The organism is Chlamydia avium 10DC88 (assembly GCF_000583875.1).
Lineage (GTDB): Bacteria > Chlamydiota > Chlamydiia > Chlamydiales > Chlamydiaceae > Chlamydia > Chlamydia avium.
The window spans coordinates 802,239-822,843 of the sequence record NZ_CP006571.1 but is presented as its reverse complement, the minus strand read 5'-3'; the positions used below and the strand labels follow the sequence as shown (position 1 = coordinate 822,843).

Sequence of the window (20,605 nt, the reverse complement as noted above, 5' to 3'; positions counted from 1 at the left end):
CGTTAGAAGAATCCTTTCGGCATGCGGCTACGATATCCGGGAGGAGGCGGCATTCCATAATCAATAGGATTCGCGTATAGCGTCCAAGGTTGTGAAACAGAAAATAGCTCATGAGTATTTTCTAAAGGGTATCCTTGTAGCCCGGCGTGATTAAATTTCCAGAGGTCGATTTCTTGCGTCCCAGGATGAAGAATAAAACCAAAGTAGCTATAAGCCCAATTGGTATCACCAAAAAGTAAAGGAGCGGGATAAGATAGTTGATGGTGACGCATAGCACTTGTAAGTCTGAAAAATAGATCCTCTTCAAAATAGATTCGCTGATAACTTTCCATGAGTAAGCCCATGAGCAAATGACGGGTATCTTTTGAGGATAGTAGGGACAGTTTCGGAACAAATTGTTCTATCAAACTACGAAACTTTTCATAAGTAATGCGAGATGAAATGCCCAAATAGCCACAAATATTTTCAATGACATCTGGAATTTGTTGTTCTGAAATATAAGGGATATCTTGAACAAACCTATGGGCTAATCGTCTTTGATACAAAGTGAGTACAGATTGTGGAAGTACTTCTTTCAAGAATCTTGATGCTTTGTCATAAAGATCGGGTAGTGTTAACGAATGATCTGAGCAGAAATTATGAAAATCTTTCACTACATCTTGTAGGCTATATTTTAAACAAAAGCGATCAATGAAGGTATAAATTTCCTGTTCATATAGAATCGTATTTTTTAAAAAATCTTGTTGTTGTTTTACCCAAACATCACGTAACCAAGTATAACTGTACCAGTCATTATTCCAAGCCATGCGAAATAATGGTGATCCCGCGGTTATAGAAAATACGTGCGTAGGTGAAGAAGCAATAAGATTATGAGATCCATCTTCTAAATAATTTTTAATTACGGAAGGAAGGTCTTTTAAAGCATCTGAGAAAAAAGCTGCTAATTCGTGTGGATTTTCAGGACGTTTATGAATTTGTAGAGCTTTCTCTGTATTTTCGAAATAATCTTGAATTAAAGTATCTACAGTTCCTCCAGAAACATATACCCAGGGTGTGTGGGAAACCTTATCTAAATTATTCAGAATAGAAGAAGGTATGGGTTCGTTATATGCTTGGAGTATGCGTATAATGGCGGATTCTTGAAATATATTTTTATGTAGATGAGAAATGATTTCGTTGATGAGGGTCGAGGTTTCTTTTTCTAGTCCTAATGCACCATGTTTACTGAGTATATCTCCTTCAGTAGAAGAAAAGAACTCCGAAAGAAAAGCAATAAATTCCTTTAAAGAATAGATAGGAGACCATGTATGGGGATGGCTTCTCCCGTGTGTAAATAAAATCCGAAATCCTGCAGGAATGTCATCATAGTAGGAGAATTCCTGGATGAAGGCATCATAAGAACTTCGAAAATATTGAGGCAAAACTTTGCTATAAAATGATAAAATGAAATTTGGTAGGGATAATAATTTCTTTGCCTTCTCTTGAGCTGTATTCCAATCATGCAAAGCTTGGTTTAATTCCTGGCGAAAACGGATATGGTCCATGAGAAGGATTTTGTTATCCTCAGCATTTAGAGGATTTTTCATTCTGTTTTCAATATAATCTAGTTGAGCTCGGGCTTCATTATATGTTTGTTCGCACTTTTCTATAAGTTTACGTGCATTGTGTACTTCTTGTTCTACAGATTTCTGAATCACATAAGCTATACTTTGAGGATCTTGAGCATCCCATCCTAAAGCGATACGCATGTGGTTTAATATAGTTGTATTGTTAGAGTCTGCAAGAGTAGCTAATGTGTATTCCCAGGACTTTAATAAAGGGTTTTGTGTATCACGAATAAATGCTATTTTTGCTCTGTTATACGCAGTTAGATAACTATAAATTCTTTGATTTTGAGATAAGTTTTGATGTTCTCCAGATAAAGTTGTTCCTTGCTTACTATAAAAACCTTCTTGATATAGAAGAGATTGTAAAGCATGTGATGGGATTTGGTAATAATGTAAAAGCGTGCTTTCGATAATTTCATTTGCAGTTATGGTTTCATCAATATACTGCAACTTGTTCATCAAATATTCATGAGAAAGCAGTTGTTGTATGCGGATTTGAGGTTCATCTAGGGTTTTCACAAGCCCTGCTGCTAGGAAAGCCTGTTTTAAACCTGGGGATGAAGATAATTTCATTATAGGATCAGGGTATAAATCTAAAATTCGTAAGGGTTTGAATAACTCTCCTATGCATCCCGAGAGATTGATAGGGACGGAGATTTCATTAGAGCCCACAATTCGTGTAATTTTCCCTGAGCTCAGGAGGTCATCGATATCTTTAATAAATAAAGTAGGATATTCTTCATGGATACGTATAGCAAATGCCGTAACAAAACAAGATCCCACATCTTGACGTAAATAACAGAAAAGAGAGGTAAGCACTGCTTGACGTACGTGGTTTGGAGTCAATATGCTCCCTGGGTCGAGAGCTAGAGTATGACGTATAAGATCTTGAATAGTAGAATAGGAAGGAACGAAAAGTTTTTTTATTCTCTCTTTAATTTCAGATTCTTGTTTGATTGCCTGAAGCATCTTTAAAAGGTGCTCTCGGGGTTTTATGTCATTATGTCGATGAGGACCTAAAGGGTATAGACAGGATGTAAGATGTTCAATAGCGAGAACAACTTTAGCTATATCAATTTCTCCATTGTCTGCGAGAATATAGCATGCTGTATTTCTTGCTAGTGTAATGTTTTTAGCTGCTAGAGGGGATTGTAGAGCTGTTGTTTGATAAGCACGGAATAATTCATCATCTTCAACACAGAAAATCTTCTCCAATTCATTAGGCCTTTGCTTATGAACTAGAGAATCAAAAACAAAACAATCCAAACGTGACATAAAGAACAAGAAAGAATTTAAAGCTTTTCTCGTTTCTTAGCATGAATTCTTGGTTTCTGTCAGCAAGCGATTCTTAAAATACAATACGGTCGTATTTTCTATCTGATTCTTGTGTATTATTTAATGTTTTAATTTGTTTTATATTCTTAGCGTTAATAGTGAATTAATTAAAGGTGAAAAAACTCACAGTGCTATCATCTATTGATGTTTGATCTAACATTTCTTTTAGAGTTTCTATAAAGTTATCTGAATTTAAAGGTGATAAAGAATCTTTAAGTAACTCTTCAATTGGGAGATGTAAGAGATATTCAGCAAGTTTAGGATTCCCTGTGATGCATACAAGGATATCTTTGGATTGTATTTTTTGCGTACGTGGAGTGGAAAGTTGTGAAAAGGTATTTTCGTTTTTTAAAAAAACTAAAGGTGGTGTTTCTCCAGAAGAAATTAATTCTAAAGTATTTTCTGTAGAACAGTAGCGTAGAAATGTCATAGAGATAGTCGAGTCCCCTTCAGTTATTTGTTTGAAAGAAACTAAAGTTTTTTCACTAATTTTTTCTAAAGAGGGGAATAAGTTTGCATAGGTAAGGAATAAACTTTGAGCCGATAGAGCATAAAGATAAGAGGGGAGACCAATGTCTCCTGCAGTCCCTAATACACCTAAAAAGATATTCTGAGAATGTTTCCATCCATAAAAATGTCCCGATAATCGATTCCCTAGATGTTGAGACGAAAAAGAAATCTCAGGGAATTCAGGGAAATCAGGGCTAAGTAATGTTTGTTGTAAAGAATCCAAAATAGTGAGTTCTTTTTGTAATTTACTTCCTGAAACATATTCTATTTCTGCTTTTTCCTTAGAGTTGAGTAAAAGGAGTAAGGTACAGTTAAAAATATTGCCGAGTTCATTAATTTCATATGCATAGGGGCAAGACTCATAGCGAATATTATGGTTTCCTCTCCAAGCGGATTCCATACATGTTGCTAGTTCTTGAATAGGATGATTTAGACGCTTGTTCATTTTTCTAAGTATCCATCCCATGCCAAGGAAAGCTAGGAGGTAAAAGAAAATAACATTTAAAGGTAGTTTAATTGTTTTAGTAATTAATAAAGAACTCGGAACTATAGAAAGTGAGTAGACCCCTTGAATAGGTATTTGGTTTAAGAGAATACCTAAATAGGATGTGTGTTTCATTTTCATGCTAACAAGATTGCCCTCTCGGAGAATTTTAGGAGGTTCTTTTATAGATATGGGAGTTGTTGCTAATTTTGGTGTGATTTTAGGAAAGTGCGCAATGTCCAGAGAAAAAACCATTGAAGATAATTCAGGATTTGATGAGAAGAGAACCTCTCCATATTTATTTAATAAACAGATATCTTCGTTTTGAAGATGGAGGGATTTGAAGAGATCCTTTTGTAAAAAAATGCATAGGATAAAAACCTACAATCAGACCTGCTTGCATAGGGGAGTTCCATGCTTCGATATCTTCAGGAATGACAAGATAGTAATCATTCTGATGTTGAGTTTCTGAGGGTACTGTAAGAATACAAGCTTTTCCCGTGTTTCTGCTGAGTTTCTTTTTGATTTCTGGATGTTTTTTTAAATAACGGATAAAAGGGTCCAAGGGATTTTTCGCTTGGATATTTTCATTGACTAGGGGAATTAGGCATAAGGAAAAGTCTGAATCCGATATGGAGAGGACTTCATGATATGCTTGAGTGTAGAAGTCATCCGCTGTATTGGCTTTCAATGCTAGAGTGTTAGCCAATCTTTTGAGAAAGATTTTATGAATGGATAATTTTTTCTCAAATTCAAGATTAAAATGAGTGGCATGAGTATGGAGATTATTAATAATAGTGTTTTTAGCTGCTGAAAAAGAAAATACCGATAGAACAATTAAATTCAGAATCAAGGGAATCGGAATTACCAAAAAAAGAAAAAATAAAATACGTTTGGTAAAATTCTGTTTCATGAGTCTACTATTTTAAGAATCAGTAAAGTAATGTCATCGTACTGAGGGCAATTACTTACGAAGTTTTTTACTGATAACATTAATGTGTGCATAGCATCTTCTGCACTTTTTCCTACCAGAGTTTTTACAGTGTTTTTTAAACGTTCCTCGCTGAACATTTCTCCTGCTTGATTATGTGCTTCGGTAATTCCATCGGAATAGAGAATAATAAAAGAGCCAGGATCTATTTGGAAAGTTTGCGTAGGGACAAAAGGTACCTGAGGTAAGAATCCTAAAGCTATTCCTTGATGAGTGAGCATAGACACTTGACCGTCAGGAGATAGGAGACAGGCGGGATTGTGACCACAAGAGTAAAATTCTATAGTTTTAGTTGCATAGCTATAGCTATACACACAACATGTAACAAACATTCCTGTTTCAGAAGTAGATTGATGAAAAAGTGCAGCAGTTTTTTCAATGGCTTCTTGGATGGATGACGTGTGAGATAAAAAAGTACGCAACATGTTTTTTAAAAATAGTGAGTAACCACATGCATAAACTCCTTTTCCTGAAGCATCTGCAACAATCAGGAATAATTTTGCATTCTCCCCTTCACCAACAATAAAAACATCGAAAAAATCTCCACCAACATTGATAGCGGGAATGTATGCTTTAGCTAATTCTGTTTTTGGATAGAGAGGAAGTGTATTAGGAAGAAGACGTTGTTGTGCTTGTTCTCCAAGGTATAGAGCATTTTGAGCGTTTTCTTTTATTTCGTGATTTTTTTGTGCTAAAGCTTGTTGTTGGTTAAGATTTTTTACCATAGCGTTGAAAATATGGCCTAAACGGTTGATTTCAAATCCTAGAGTGTCATCAACATAGTCCAGAGTATGATTTCTAGTATTGATCATGACCGTAGCTAATTTACGTATAGGTAGAGATAAGCGTTTTGCTACAAGATAAGCAACAGTACTTCCTAATAATACGCAGGTAAAATAGGCAAAATAAATAACAGCGCGTTTCCAAAAACTGGATAATAAATCTGTCTTTTCTCCGTAGGAAAGAAGACTGAGTTCCATTTGTTGGATGGGAGCTATGTAGCCCCAGATTTCTTGTTTTTTAGTTATAAATGAGAAAAAGTTTTTCCCTATAGATAAGGGAGTTAGGCGAATCTTTTGTAATGCAATTTTCTTAGGGCACGATTCCTTATTTATAAAGATATCGCAGAATTGTTCAGGAGTAGTGTCTGGATAAATGGTATGCAAATTTAATTCTGGGTCTGAGGATTTTAATATCACGCCATTTTTAGATACAATTGCTGTTTTTACGGTAAATAGTGGCTGGGTATTTATTAAGATATTTTTTAAAAAATCTTCTACATTATAAGTAGTGTAAAGAACTCCAGAAATTTCATTAGTATTTGTGTCAAAAATATTTGACTGCATGACTGAGTAAACTTCATGATTTTTTGCTGATTGTTTCAATGTTGCTGAAAACATAGAGTTATTAGGAATATCAAGAATGTGTTGGTAATTTTCCCCCAAGCGTTCAAGAATACTCGAGGCAACAACAATTTTTTCTCCGTTTGGGAAAATTTTAATTAATGAAATCTCATCATATGTTGAGTTAAACATTCTATGCATTTTGTTGCTGAGCTCAATGTTAGGATGGGTAGGGATTCCTGCATCAAGATCTAAAATTTCAGAAAACAACGTTAGAATATCTGCATTTAAAGGTACGGTATGTTGAAGAGCATCGACTTTAAAAGCAGCATTTTCTTTAAATGCTATAGCAACTGAAGATACTGTATTACGGTATTGTTTAAGGTTAAGTAGAACAATATTAATTCCCAGAGGGAAAATAATCGCTACTACACATGCTAACCATAAACGGAAACCTATTGTTTTTGTAAAAGGAATCATTTACACGAACTACACAGATTGAGGATATTTTTTGAAGAAACCTTGTCTGTCCTGTAGGCTAGTTATTTGTGTATTTACTTTTTTGGATATATAAAAGATTTAGCTTAACCAAACACCTACTATTTGATTTGGTAAGACACAAACCTTATATTTTCTTAGAAAAGACAATGAGAATCGTAGAAAAGTTATCGCTTAGAAAATGGATTTGAATCTTTGAAACAGGCGACATTCCCTAGTTCTTCTTCTATTTCCATGAGCCTATTGTACTTGGCAATGCGTTCTGAACGCGATAGAGATCCTGTTTTAATTTGTCCTGTATTAAACGCTACTGAGAGATCTGCAATTGTAGTGTCTTCTGTTTCTCCTGATCGATGAGAGAGAATTGTTGAATATCCATGATTATGAGCAAGCCGTATAGCCTCAGATGTTTCTGTCAATGTTCCTATTTGATTAGGTTTAATTAATACGGCATTGGCTATTCCTTTATGAATTCCCTCGGAAATGAGTTCAGGATTAGTCACAAAAAGATCATCCCCTACAATTTGGATACGGTTGCCTAATGTTGTAGTGAGTAATTTCCAGCCTTCATAATCCTCTTCAGCGAGACCATCTTCTATAGAATCTATAGGGTAGCGATTACAAAGATCAGCTAAGATTTCTACTTGCTCTTGGTAGCTTTTCCCTTGATATGTACGTGTTTTCTCGTCATAGAAAGATGATGCGGCACAATCTAATGCTAAGGAAATATCTTCACCAGGGGTGAAACCACTTTTCTCAATAGCTTGCATGAGAAGATCTAAAGCATCAGCATTTGATTGCAATTGAGGAGCAAATCCTCCTTCATCTCCAACTCCTGTAGTGAGGTGCTTATCATTAAGAAGTGTTTTAAGAGTATGGAAAACATCAGCACCCATACGTATAGCTTCTGTCAATGATGGAGCCCCTAGGGGGCGAATCATAAATTCTTGGAATTGCAAGCCATTGTTTGCATGCATGCCGCCATTAATAAGATTCATCATAGGGCAGGGAAGGATATGGGAAAAACATCCTCCAACATAATGATAAAGAGGGAGATCTAGTGTTGTCGCTGCGGCTTTAGCAAGTGCTAGAGATACTCCTAAAATTGCATTAGCACCGATTTTTTCTTTATTTGGCGTCCCATCGGTATCTATCATAATTGTATCTACAAGGATTTGGTCGAAGATATTCAATCCTTGAAGGACAGGAAGAAGAATTTCTGTAATATGTCTCTTCGCTTGTAATACTCCTTTCCCTTGATAGCGTGAGCCATCTTGATCACGAAGTTCTAAAGCTTCTTTTATTCCAGTCGAAGCTCCTGAAGGTACACAAGCTTCTCCAAAAGTCCCTAAGTCTGTAATTACTTTAACACATAGCGTAGGATATCCACGAGAGTCTAAGATTTCTCGTGCTTGAATATCAGAAATAGCAACTTCTAACATAAACTTTATCTCTTTTATCAAGGGATTGAATACTCTTTTCAAAGTCATTTAACTCTGATTAATCAGAGAAAGAGTATATGGGAAATTTAAGGGCATATGAATGTAAAAAGCAAGTAGATTCCAAAGAATTTTATGAAAGATAAAGCAAATGTTCTTTGACTGCTTTCATTTTATCTCGATATTTAGCTGCGTCGTCAAATCGAAATTCATTAGCTGCCTCGTGCATGAGAGTTTCATATTTTTGAATTAGTTTCTCACATTCCGTTACTGATAAAGGAAGTGGGGGAGATTCTGTAGTTTCTTTTTTCTTTCCTTGAGGAATGGGATTAGCAAAAATTCCCTTAATAATTGGTTTAGGAGTAATATGATGTGTTTTGTTGTATTCGAGTTGTACACGACGACGACGCTGTGTTTCTTTTAGCGTTTGTTCTATGGATGGTGTTTTATGATCAGCATAGAAAATGACTTTCCCTTGAACATTTCTTGCTGCTCTTCCGCAGAATTGTATTAAGGAAGAGGTACTACGTAAGAATCCTTCTTTATCAGCATCAAGAATAGCAACTAGAGATACTTCAGGAAGGTCTAGCCCTTCTCGAAGTAAATTGACACCTACAAGTACATCAATATTCCCTAAACGTAAATCAGTAAGGATATGGGTGCGTTCAGCAGTTTCTATGCCAGAATGTAGATAGGCGGCAGAAATATTTAACTCACGTAGAAACGTTGTTATGTCTTCAGCAAGTTTTTTTGTTAAGGAAATTACTAAAATTTTTTCTTGGGATTTTGATAAGCGTTTGCGGATTTCTTCTAAAAGATCATCCACTTGTCCTACTGCTGGGCGTATTTCTGGGAGAGGATCAGGAATTCCTGTAGGTCGAAGAATTTGTTCAACAACATGGCCTTGGCTTGCACGTAATTCTGTCGCTCCTGGTGTTGCAGATACGTAAATTACCTTACGAAAATATTTCTGAGCTTCATCATAAGTTAAAGGACGATTATCATACGCTGAAGGCAATCGAAAACCATATTCTACTAAAGATTGTTTTCTAGAAAAATCTCCGCGATACATGGCTCGCATCTGGGGTAAGGTTTGGTGAGATTCATCGATGATTAACAAAAAATCTTCAGGGAAATAGTCGAGAAGACATGTAGGAGGAGCCCCTGGGGGTAATTGTGTGAAATGACGAGAATAATTTTCAATTCCCTTACAGAATCCTGTTTCTTTAATCATTTCGATATCATGGGTTGTCCTATGAAAAAGACGATCTTGTTCTATAGGACGATTTTGGAAAAACATCATGCGTTCTTCTAATTCTTCACGAATTGAGCGTACAGCTTGTTCACGAATTGCTTCAGGGGTTACATAATGTGATCCGGGATAGATGATTGTTGAACTTACAGATTGTTTGGGGATCATCGTTAATGGATCACTAAATTCTATTGAAGTAAGTAGATCATTAACAAACTCTAAGCGGATAGCTAGATCATTTTCATAAGCTGGGAAAATATCTATGACACTACCACGTTCTCGAAAAGAAGAAAGTTGCCCAGTAAGGGAGGCTCGGTAATGCATTTTTACTAACTGCGTAGTTAACATAGCTCGAGGGTATTCTTCTCCTACTGTAAGCTTGAGTGTCATAGCAGCGTAATTTTTAGGAGAGCCAATACCATAGATACAAGATATAGAAGAAACAATTAGAGTATCCCGACGTTCTAGAAGGGATCGTGTTGCTGATAAGCGTAGCTTATCAATCTCCGTATTGATTAGAAGACTTTTTTCTATATAAGTATTACTGCGCGCAATATAGGCTTCTGGTTGATAGTAGTCGTAATAAGATATAAAGTATTCTACTGCATTATTAGGGAAAAATTCTCTAAACTCTTGATATAGTTGAGCTGCCAATGTTTTATTGTGTGCTAATACTAGAGTAGGGAGATTCACATTAGCAATTACGTTAGCAATAGTGAATGTTTTCCCTGATCCTGTGGCTCCTAAAAGGACTTGAGCAGGTAAATTATTCCGTATACCTTGAGTAAGTTGAGCAATAGCTTCTGGCTGATCACCACAGGGAGCATAGGCAGCACATAATTTAAAAGTCATAGGCATGAGTTTTGGATAGTCGAGAACGCCATTTATGGCTTAGACCTAAGGTGTCGTGGACTTCTTCCATGGTTGCTTTTGCTACATTTCGCATAGTTTCCGTGCCTTGTTGTAAGGCTGTGTGTAAGACTTGTGGTTTTGCCAATAATTCCGCACGTTTTTCTTTAATAGGTTGTAGAAAGAGAATGATTGCTTCAGCAAGGCGTGCCTTAACCTCTACATCCTTTATACGCCCTTGACGGTAACGTGTTTTAAATTCTTCAACTTCGTCTTTATTGGGGTTAAAGATGTCATGATAGATAAATAAAGGATTCCCTTCTACACGACCTGGAGTCGTAGCATGGATTCGATTAGGATCCGTGTACATTTTACGAATTTTTTCTCTGATGACCCGATCTTCATCAGAGAGGTAAATAGCATTATTTGCAGATTTACTCATTTTTCCTAATCCGTCTATTCCTACTAAGGAAGTGAGATCTCCTTGTAAAACAGTGGGTTCTGGGAAAACTTCTCCATACAAACGATTGAAATTACGTGCAATATCTCGAGCTAGTTCAATGTGAGCTTCGTTATCCTTTCCCACAGGAACAATTTGTGCTTTTGCAAGTAGAATATCAGCGCTTTGTAATACGGGATAACTTACAAGGCCTAAAGATAGCCCACCTTCTTCTATAGCAGCATGCTTTGCCATTTCCTTAAGGCTAGGAATGCCCATAACACGATTAATCGAAATTAACATAGAAAACAGTAAATGCAATTCATAAATCTCAGGAATAGCAGATTGTAGATAAATGGTGGATTTACTGGGATCTATGCCTACGCTCAACCAATCAGCGAGTACTTCATAAATATGATTGTCTACATTTAGGATTTGTTCCTTACGTATTTTTGTTGTTAGAACATGAAGATCCGCAATGATAAAAAAGCAGTCATAATTTGGGTTGTTTTGCAGAGCCAAACGATTTTTTATTGATCCAACCCAATGGCCTAAGTGTAGCTTACCTGTAGGCCGATCACCAGTAAGAACACGCTGTTTCTTGTTCATATATTATTTATTGTAGAAGCGATTTTTCTAATTCTTCGAAGTAGTTTCTCAAGGATACAATATCTTCTTGGATTTCTTGAAGGTTTTTCTCTCCTATAGGATTTTTTTGTGCTTCTAATAGACGAGCAAATAGATGTCGAATTAAATGGCAAGTATTCTGTACATCTGTCATTAGCAGGAATTCTTGGCCATCCACTCTTGCTAAGCGATTTAAAAATACACAGCGTTCTTGTTGAGTCAACATATCGGAAGTGATAAAGTTGATGAATTCTCCGCGTTCGTGAATATCTTTAGCCACGCGAATCGGCATCATAAAATCAGAAATTAAACTTTGAGATGCCTGCTTTTGCTCTGCAGGTAGATCTTGAATTAATTTTCCATTGATTAGCATTTCAAAAAAGAAATTGGCTATGTCTTGTCTCCCATTAGAGCAGTTAAAAACAACATTTTGAAATTCACGAAATGTAGTGTAACCAATGGGAGTAGCGAAGATTCTTTTTAGATTGCCTTCTAGAATGAGAAAGACATTATCTTCAAGTTCGATAGCTTTGGATTTTGCTGCCATATATTACACCTTTGTATTGGAGGAGAAACTATTTTTAATTTTTTGCATTTTTTTTATCAGTTTATCTAGATCTAAACAATCTTCAGAAGATAGCTCTGGGCATTTTTTTAATAATTGTAGGCCTTTAGATAGTAGAGAAAAAGCTTGCCTAGATAGACAGGTTTGTCGTCGATCAGTAGCCACAAGAGGAAATGTTTTTCGGATGATATCTAAAAGTTCTCCTTTGCTTTCACCACGATAATTACGAATAATCGCTTCTTTTTGTTCTTGAGAACCTTGGCGGGCAGCTAACGTATATATTGCTTGCCGTGGCATTTTTTCTACTTCGATTTTCAGAGGATCAGGAAGAGCAGAAAATAATTCATAATATACAAGGAAATTATAGGGGGTTTGCCTATTCCCATAGGTAAGCAATAGCCAGGAAGAAAAGGCCCCCTCACGATAATTTTTTAATAAATCGCGAACTTTTTTAATACGTTCTCCGTGCAAGAGAACAGCTTGATGATGGATTTGTTTAATTTGAGCAGAAAGACAGCATAAATTATGAAAATCTTCTTCGGATATCTGATCATCACAGGTGTAATTTTCTAACAGTTGGCGAAACTTTTCTTCTTCTTTTGGAGATAGTTCTGGGGTAGAAAATCTACTTAAAAGGGGAGAGAGCTCCCCATTCATGCGTTGACGTGTCAACGTATCCATTTTTTCTTGGGAGCTTTTTTTAAAACGACTTTCTAATAACGTTTTCAAATTTCCCATGGATCACATGTCTCTCAGTAAAATTAGTAATTCTTTGGTGAGATTTAAGTAATCTTCGGAAGCTCTAGCTGAGGGAGCAGTGGTAAACACAGGCTTACCATGGATAGCGGCTTCGGAAATAGTGATATCTCTACGAATTTTTGTATTTAATAGTCTTCCTGGGAAAGTTTTATGAATAAGTTCAGCGAAGGCTGCATTATTTTTCCCCCGATAATTCCAAAAAGACAAAGCAACACCGAGGATACTCAGAGGATGGCGAGAAGATATCCCTTGGATAAAAGATGCCAGTCTTTCTAGACCTTTAACGCTATAAAATTCGGGAGTAGCACAAATCAGCGCGTATTGTGCTGCTATTAATGCGGATTCCGTAAGCCAGCATAAAGAAGGGGGGGTGTCAATAATGACAAAATCATACTCATGCTCCACAGCAGAAAGAATATGCTTAAGTCTTTCGTGAGAATAACGGTCTGCAGCTAAATTACCAGAAACTTCGATACGTTCTAACCATGTGTCTGCAGGAATGAGATCTAAAGTATTCTCAATAGGCCGGATCACCTCATGAATATTTTTTTCCCCTTGTAAGACGACAGCGAGGCTATCATAACAATCTGGGTCCAGACCTAACCCTGAGGTCAAATTTGCTTGAGCATCAAAATCGATAAGGAGCACTTTAGCATGGTGATATTGAGCTAAAGCTGCTCCTAAATGTAAGGCTGTTGAAGTCTTTGCTGTGCCACCTTTAAAGCTATTGACAGCAATAGTTTTCATTAGAAAGGCCTATCCTTAATTTATATGTTTCTATAGTAGAGAGGTTAGATTCAAAGAATTCTTTTCCTCAAGTAGTGTATTTATAAATCTTTCTACTGTTACATCTAATACACGATTATCTCGGGTGCGTACGGCTAGAGTTTTTTCTTCAACTTCGCGATCTCCTATAGTCACCATATAATTTACTTGCATATTTTGTGCGTTACGAATTTTTTTACTTACTGATTCATTAGAGTCATCTACAGTAACAACAAAACCTAATTGTTGCCAGGTAGAGGCAAGCTCATTCGCACGCGGTTGATGACGATCTGCTACGGTAATAATTCTTATATGTTCAGGACTTAACCATAGAGGGAATTTCCCTTTGAAGTGTTCTATAAGAATTCCTAAAAATCTTTCAATAGAGCCAAATAAGGCGCGATGTAACATGATCGGAGTGCTTTTTTCTCCTTGGGCATTGGTATATTCTAAAGCAAAGCGTTCAGGGAGGAACATATCTAATTGAATGGTTCCACATTGCCATGTACGCTGAATAGCATCTTTTACATGAATGTCAATTTTAGGGCCATAAAAAGCACCGTCACCGGGATTGATAAAAAATGGTGTTTTTGAATTAGTGAGAGCTCTCTCTAAAGCAGAGGTTGCTAATTCCCAAAGTTCATCACTGCCAATGGTACCTTGTTCTGGTCTTGTAGACAGTTCTAAATGATAATCTAATCCAAAAGTTTTGTATAATTCAGAAACTAAATTCAGAATATTTAAAGTTTCTTCTTCTACTTGCTCAGGCATGAGAAAAACGTGAGCGTCGTCTTGATGAAAGGCTCGAACGCGCATTAATCCTGACAATGCTCCAGAAATTTCATAACGATGAACGTGCCCAATTTCTGCTATTCTTAGTGGAAACTCTTTGTAGCTATGTAAGCGAGTTTTATAATACAGCATGCATCCAGGGCAATTCATGGGTTTAATAGCATAATCCTCGTCATCAATTTGCAGGGTGTACATATTTTCTTTATAATTTGTCCAATGTCCGGACACCTCCCAGAGATGTCGATTCATAAGTTGAGGCGTTTGGATTTCCTTATAGCCAGCAAGTTGATGTAGTCGTTTCCAATACCCTATTAAAGCGTCCCAAATGACCATTCCTCGAGGATGAAAAAAGGGCATTCCTGCAGAACATTCTTGTTGAGAAAAGAGATCTAATTTTGTTCCTAAAACACGATGATCTCGTTTTTTCGCCTCCTCTAATTGATATAGGTGTTCTTTCAGCTCTTTTGTTGTAGGGAATGCCACCCCATAAATGCGTATTAGAGAGTCTCTTTGCGGGTCTCCTCGCCAATATGCTGCAGATGTACGTAAAAGTTTGAAGGCTTTTACAGGTGCTGTTGATGGAAGGTGGGGGCCTCGACAGAGATCTATGAATTCCCCTTGGGAATAAGATGTAATTTTTTCTCCATCGGGAAGTTCTTTAATGAGCTCTACTTTAAATGGATTGTGACCGAATTCTTTTAGGGCTTCGTGTTTGTCGCAAAATGTTTTTTTTGCTACCGGATGCTTCTCTTGCACAATTTGTTCGGCCATTTTTTCTATAGCATCGAAGTCGTCTTCGCTAATCGAAAGATTGGCAAAATCATAGTAGAATCCTTGATCAATCACAGGACCAATTGTTGGCATAGCATTAGGCCATAGTCGTAACACGGCTTGAGCTAAAATATGCGCGGAAGTGTGTAAAAAAATTTCACGACCTTCAGGATCTGAAAATGTTACAAATCTTAATACATCTCCTTCTTCTAGGGTTGTAGTCAGATCTTTAATTCGATCATTTATGACAACGCCGGCAAAATAATGAGAATTTTTTAATTTGCTCGCGAAATCAGCGGCTGTAGAGCCTCTAGGAAGTTCGAAAGTTTCTTGGTCGCAGATTACGCGGATCATTTTCTCTCCAATTTAATGAAGTTTGTAAGTGCATTATTGTAGCTTTTTTTGGGATCTGTGCAAGGGAGTTTTCTGAAAAACGTTTATGTTTAGTCCAAGGAGAGGAATTGAGAACGTTTGAGATCTTTGTGTAAAACATTATTTGAGTTGGATGCAAAGCTTTTTTCACTTACAATAAGAGGTTTTTATCACTGAATTTGATCCCCCATGTCCATTTTTCTCATTTTTCTTACAGCTTTTATTTGGTCCTCATCATTTGCTTTTAGTAAGTTAGCTATGGAGGTAGCTTCTCCTATGTTTGTTACAGGGAGTCGGATGCTAATAGCAGGTATTCTCTTAGCTGGAGTTGTTATTTGGAAAAAAGGTTCATTACGATTACCGAAAAATGCGTATTTACCAGTAAGTGTGGTAGCTATAGTGGGGTTTTATTTGACTAATGTATGTGAATTTTTAGGTTTACGTCATTTGTCTTCTGCGAAAGCTTGCTTTATTTACGGATTGTCTCCTTTCATGTCTGCGCTATTTTCTTATATTCAATTACGAGAAACTGTGACCATGAAGAAACTAGGAGGGTTAAGTCTCGGCTTATTGGGTTATTTGTTTTATTTATTTTTCGGTGGGGCAGAGTCTTCTGCATGGAGTTGGCAACTAGGATGGCCAGAAATACTTGTATTATTAGCAACATGTTTAGGGGCTTTTGGATGGACATTATTAAGAAAAATTGAAAGAACTTCATCACTATCAGTAACGGCAATTAATGCTTATGCCATGCTGATTTCTGGGATTCTTTCCCTAGGGCATTCCTTTGTTGTAGAAACTTGGCGCCCTATCCCTGTGAGTAATTTTCAAATTTTTGTGCAGGTGATTTTCTGTTTAGTACTATTTTCTAATCTTATTAGTTATAATCTTTATGCAGCGCTATTGAAGAAATATTCATCTACTTTCCTGTCGTTTTGTAATCTTGTTATGCCCATATTCTCTGCTTTTTATGGTTGGGTACTTTTAGGAGAGCATTTTTCTAAGTCTTTACCCTTTGCTGTTGCCTTTATGGTTATTGGTTGCCGTCTGATTTATGGCGAAGAATTTCGTCAGGGATATATTTATGAGTAAAGCCGCTTTACATGAGGGCCTAACAGTAGTTAGGCCTAATCAGTTAAGCAGGCCTTCTCTAATTGAAAATTGCTTGCGTTGTTTGAGTTTGTGAATCAGAAATATTCTGGAGTGTTTGTAGAGCAGAGTTGAAGCTTTGCATTGATTGTTCTTGTAGAGTTTGAGCCTGACTTGCGTATTGTTGTTGTACAGAGGTAAGTTGTTTTAGTTCTTCGGCTTGAGCTTCTGCCATACCTGCTGCTCTTTGATGGAAAGCTACTTCAGCACCAATAATCCCACCAGCAATACCATCAACAGCTGCAGTTAGCCCATGGACTAATTGTGCCATTTGCATAGATGAAGAAAGGGCACGCCCTGCAAATGCAGCTACACGACTTCCTTGTGTTTTCACCACATTCAGTCCTCGAGATAGTTTGTCTTGCCATCCGGCGGTGTTGAGAACCTTACCAAATAATCCTGATCCAGATGTTGCTGCTTGTGTCGTGGCTTTTGATGTAGCCGTAGCAATATCGTCTACTAGATTAGCTGCAGCTTTAGTTGCAGCATTACTTGCAGCTCCTAAGGCAGATGTTGAGGCTGCTGTTGCTGCTTTAGTTGCTGATGATGCTACTTCACTAGCTGCTTTTGAAGCTTGGGAAGCTGCTGCTGCTGCTGTACCTGCTGTTGCTGTTTCTTTTGTAAATGCTGCGGATTTTAGGCCTCCTAAACTTTTAGCAGCAGAAAGGATACCTCCAGCAACAGAGACGGCAAAACCAGCAAGATTGGTAATACCAGAGATAAGACTTTGTTTAGCTTGAGCTTCTGTAGCACTAGCTTGGTGTTCGGCCTGATTACGAATAGCATCTCCAATCATTGGTGCCATAGCTACTTGGTTTTGGATAGCTTGGTTTTGTTGTTGGAATTCTGTTGACCAAGACTGAGCACTAGATTGTGCTAGTAAAGTCATAATTAATCCTAGAAGAGCTAAAGTCCCCATTCCTTTTTTAATTACGACACCATTAACTTCCGTGCTTTCTGGCATAGGCAATGATGGAAGCTCATAATTACTTTTCGTAAGAGATGATGGTGCTTGTACAGCTTGGGCTGTTACTGTACTTGATGCACTAGATACTGAAGATGAGGATGAAGATGAAGATTTCTCTGATTTAGTTGATTTTTCTGATTTGGATGATCTAGAAGTCTGAGTAGCTTCTTTTTTTACAGTTCCTTGTGTTTGAGTATCTTGAATCAAATCTTCAAAACCACTAGCTACATTCTCTGTTTGTTTTTCAGGTTGTTTTGCATCTTTTCCTTGTAGATGTGCAGCTGCAAGTTGCGCTGCTAATACAGTAGGATCAGATGGATTCCCACTAACTCCTGATGTCATAACAATATCCCCCTCTTAAATAATTTTCACGCTGCTGATGCTAAGCTAGAACTAATTGCTGTAAATGCTTTAGCAATTTGTGCGCCTAATTTCGTTGCTTGTTGCTGCATTTCACTAGCACTATCTACTTGTTTTGCAGCAATTTTGCTTGCTTGTTGCCAGAATTGGGTGAACATATTCATCATTTCTGCTTGTGCAGAGAGCATTCCTGTAGTTCTTTGTATTTCTGCAAGTTCGTTTTGTAAGTTCGATAGATTAATACTTCCGATACCTTGTACTAATTGAGGGACGGCTATCGCCATTCCTAAAGCAAATGTAGTAATTTTACTTCCTAAGGCGTTGATAACTTTGGAGAGATTAGGAAAAGCTCTTGAAAGAGTAGATTTTCCGGTGTTGAAAATTTTCCCAATATTTTTTGCCAGTGTTTTGACTACTGTTTTGACCACGGTTTTGATAATATTTGCTATACTTTTCTTCACAATAGCCTTGACTGCTTGCATAACTGCTTGCTTAACAGCAGTGACCACTGCTTGTTTTATTGCTTGCATAACTGCTTGAACAGTAACTTGAGTAGCTACGGATGTAGCTACGGTAGCTCCTGCTGTAGCTCCTGCAGCAGCTCCTGTTGCAGCTGCTGTAGCTCCAGCTGCTGCAGTTCCTATAAGTCCTAAGCCACAAGTAAAGAGTGCAGAAACGACAGAGACTACTGTTATTGTAATGGAAACAGCCATTAAAACAGTATTAACTGTTTGCATTGTTTTATTCGTTGCCGATTGTTTTTGTACTTCTTGCAGCTTTTTGTACTCAGCACGCTCAGAATCGATTTTTAATCCTTGAGATTCTAGTGCAATACGGCTCATTATGGTGGCTTGTGCTTGTGTACTTTGATAATCAGAGAGAGCGGATGCAGTTGCTTCTCCTAGAGCAGAAATTGCTTTTGCTAATGCTAAACTAATCTCAGACACATCTTGCCTTGGTGTTACAGAAGGCTGCGGAAGCTCTGGAGTTTCTAAAGAAGAGTTTACGCTAGAATTTCCTGCAGTTGCTGCTGCAACTAGTTCTTGAATTTGTTGGGTACTTGAGGCACTTAAAGAAGAAAGAGAAGAAAGGGAAGTTTCTTGTAGTTTACTTACTTCCTCAGAGGTTTTTGTATTGACGGCTGTCGTACTAGTCCCTGTTGTTTGGCTTATTTGTGTTGTTTCTGTTGATGTTTCCGCTTCTTTCCCTGCAGCAAGCCCTTGTTGCTCTATACTCTGAGCTTCTCCCGCTTTTTCTTTCCCCTGAGTTCCAGCAATAGTAGAATTGCTTTCCATTTCAGTATTCTTACCTTGGCGGGTTTGCTGGATTTGCTTAACCTCATTGCCTGACATTTTATCTTGATTTGGGACCCCTTGAGGTGAGGAGGCTATGACCTGAGATAAGATATTTTTAGTGCTAACGTTATCTGAACCTGAGGAAGAAACGGACATAATCATTATCCTTGGTTGAGTGATGTTTTAGAGTTATTTCTTTCGGGAAATATGCTTGTTAACAGTTGACGAAAGATTTTTTAATCCATGCAAAATAGTAGAAAGCTCTTTAGCAAATTTTGAATCTTCCTGAGGATTATCGAATAAACCTTGTGTAAGAGTTTCTATTGGCAAAGCATCTAAAGTGCCATTTAGAGCTGCCATCATTTTTGCAAGCTGTTTTTCATCTTGGATTCCTGAAAAGGTTTGTGCTAAGGGCAGATCTTGATAGATCGAGGACACGAGGTTTTCTAAGTTTGTAATCGCCTGCTCTTGTTTGCTAGTTTCTGGTGTAAATAGTATTGCTTGATTATTAGCCTTTTTCGTTGTTTTTTGTGTTTTTTTGTGTTTTTTATTCATTATTTCTTCTCCACAACCTTAATGGGATTATCGTTTCTTACTAGACTTCTTTTTCCCGGATCCAGAAGCTTTAGCTTTTGCTGGGGCCTTTTTCTTATTGTTGGTATTATCGTCTGCTTTAAGCATGTTTTTCAGAGATTCTTTCATGATATTGCAGCGTTCTTTGAGCACACGGTACTCCGGTTTGTTTGCACAGATATCCATGGTAATGTCTAAGAAGTTCTTTGACTCTTCTGGTTGTTCTAATTTCATTAAGCTGTCTGCGATGTAGTAGGGAGGAATGGGATTTTCAGGCTCAACATCAAACGCAAGGAAAAAGCCGAAAGCAGCTTCATTGTAAAGCTGGAGTTGATGATAGCATGAGCTTAAACCTAGAATATATTTGTAACATTGAGGTTTGGAAGCGGTAAGAATTTGGAATAGTCCAACTGCTTCGTTGTACTTCCCTTGGGAATAGAAGCTATAGGCTATTGTATAGATTTCCTCCAATAGAACATCAGATAAGCCTAGAATTTGTTGAAGAGTCAATCCGTTCCCTAATCCCTGTAGAATGTTTGTGAGAGCAGCTTTTGCTTCTTCTTCTGTGGGGAGAGGATATTTTTGTTCTAAATCGTCAGCTTTCGCCTTCTTTTGTGCAGCCAGTTCCGCAAGTCGGCTACGCGTTTTTTTATTAAATGACGCAGATGGCTTATTAGAATTATTAGAGGTAGGCTTGCTCATTAATATAATTCCTAAAATTATTTAAATTATAAATTTAATTTTAAAATTAACTAATTCGCAAAACAAGTTATTTTTTATTATTTTATCTTAGTTTAAGTATGATAATTATGTCGTAAATCACTTGTATTTAGATTCTTTTAATTCATAGAATTAGGTTTCTT

Annotated in this window: 14 protein-coding genes and 1 pseudogene; 1 reads left to right on the top strand and 14 read right to left on the bottom strand. The window is 37.2% G+C overall.

Translation table 11 applies throughout. From position 1 onward, the window contains the following. Window positions 1–2: 2 nt before the first annotated feature. The 10 genes and pseudogenes from RT28_RS03595 to thrS form a co-directional block, all read right to left on the bottom strand. The gene (locus tag RT28_RS03595) at window positions 3–2,882 is read right to left on the bottom strand and encodes a hypothetical protein (protein ID WP_038500935.1); all 2,880 of its coding nucleotides are present in this window, start codon (window positions 2,880–2,882) and stop codon (window positions 3–5) included. A 163-nt stretch (window positions 2,883–3,045) separates the two neighbouring features. Then, a pseudogene (locus RT28_RS03590) lies at window positions 3,046–4,849 on the bottom strand (regulator of sigma subunit). Further along, complete coding sequence (locus tag RT28_RS03585) at window positions 4,846–6,750, bottom strand: PP2C family protein-serine/threonine phosphatase (protein ID WP_038500931.1); 1,905 nt, start codon at window positions 6,748–6,750, stop codon at window positions 4,846–4,848. Before RT28_RS03585 ends, RT28_RS03590 begins: the two are co-directional and overlap by 4 nt. A gap of 185 nt (window positions 6,751–6,935) precedes the next feature. Beyond that, window positions 6,936–8,210, bottom strand: coding sequence for a phosphopyruvate hydratase (gene eno / locus RT28_RS03580; protein ID WP_038500928.1), 1,275 nt, complete (start codon window positions 8,208–8,210; stop codon window positions 6,936–6,938). A 130-nt stretch (window positions 8,211–8,340) separates the two neighbouring features. Further along, window positions 8,341–10,311: an excinuclease ABC subunit UvrB gene (gene uvrB / locus RT28_RS03575; RefSeq protein ID WP_038500925.1), complete on the bottom strand. Its 1,971-nt coding sequence runs from the start codon at window positions 10,309–10,311 to the stop codon at window positions 8,341–8,343. Continuing rightward, a complete protein-coding gene (trpS, locus tag RT28_RS03570; RefSeq protein WP_038500922.1) occupies window positions 10,301–11,356 on the bottom strand; it encodes a tryptophan--tRNA ligase in 1,056 nt (351 codons plus the stop codon). The genes uvrB and trpS overlap by 11 nt, the downstream gene beginning before the upstream one ends. Before the next feature lie 7 nt (window positions 11,357–11,363). Further along, window positions 11,364–11,921 (bottom strand): CT584 family type III secretion system tip protein, encoded by a 558-nt coding sequence (locus RT28_RS03565; RefSeq protein ID WP_020355653.1) that lies wholly within the window; start codon window positions 11,919–11,921, stop codon window positions 11,364–11,366. Between the two features lie 3 nt (window positions 11,922–11,924). Beyond that, window positions 11,925–12,677 (bottom strand): pGP6-D family virulence protein, encoded by a 753-nt coding sequence (locus tag RT28_RS03560; RefSeq protein WP_020355652.1) that lies wholly within the window; start codon window positions 12,675–12,677, stop codon window positions 11,925–11,927. Window positions 12,678–12,680: 3 nt separating this feature from the next. Next, complete coding sequence (locus tag RT28_RS03555) at window positions 12,681–13,445, bottom strand: ParA family protein (RefSeq protein ID WP_020355651.1); 765 nt, start codon at window positions 13,443–13,445, stop codon at window positions 12,681–12,683. A gap of 30 nt (window positions 13,446–13,475) precedes the next feature. After that, complete coding sequence (gene thrS / locus RT28_RS03550; RefSeq protein WP_020355650.1) at window positions 13,476–15,380, bottom strand: threonine--tRNA ligase; 1,905 nt, start codon at window positions 15,378–15,380, stop codon at window positions 13,476–13,478. Window positions 15,381–15,587: 207 nt separating this feature from the next. Between thrS and RT28_RS03545 the strand changes: the two genes are divergently transcribed. Then, window positions 15,588–16,490 (top strand): DMT family transporter, encoded by a 903-nt coding sequence (locus tag RT28_RS03545; RefSeq protein ID WP_020355649.1) that lies wholly within the window; start codon window positions 15,588–15,590, stop codon window positions 16,488–16,490. A gap of 58 nt (window positions 16,491–16,548) precedes the next feature. Here the strand turns inward: RT28_RS03545 and sctE are convergent, their stop codons facing one another. Genes sctE through RT28_RS03525 form a run of 4 tightly spaced genes read right to left on the bottom strand, consistent with a single transcriptional unit; the run spans window position 16,549 to window position 20,444 of the window. Continuing rightward, window positions 16,549–17,856 carry a type III secretion system translocon subunit SseC family protein gene (gene sctE, locus RT28_RS03540; RefSeq protein ID WP_038500916.1) on the bottom strand — a complete coding sequence of 436 codons (1,308 nt, stop codon included), beginning with the start codon at window positions 17,854–17,856 and terminating at the stop codon, window positions 16,549–16,551. A gap of 26 nt (window positions 17,857–17,882) precedes the next feature. Then, window positions 17,883–19,325: a type III secretion system membrane protein gene (locus RT28_RS03535; RefSeq protein WP_038501324.1), complete on the bottom strand. Its 1,443-nt coding sequence runs from the start codon at window positions 19,323–19,325 to the stop codon at window positions 17,883–17,885. Window positions 19,326–19,358: 33 nt separating this feature from the next. Then, a complete protein-coding gene (locus tag RT28_RS03530; RefSeq protein ID WP_020355646.1) occupies window positions 19,359–19,724 on the bottom strand; it encodes a hypothetical protein in 366 nt (121 codons plus the stop codon). Window positions 19,725–19,751: 27 nt separating this feature from the next. Beyond that, entirely contained in the window at window positions 19,752–20,444 is a 693-nt protein-coding gene (locus tag RT28_RS03525) for a SycD/LcrH family type III secretion system chaperone (RefSeq protein WP_020355645.1), read from the bottom strand. Window positions 20,445–20,605: the final 161 nt, after the last annotated feature.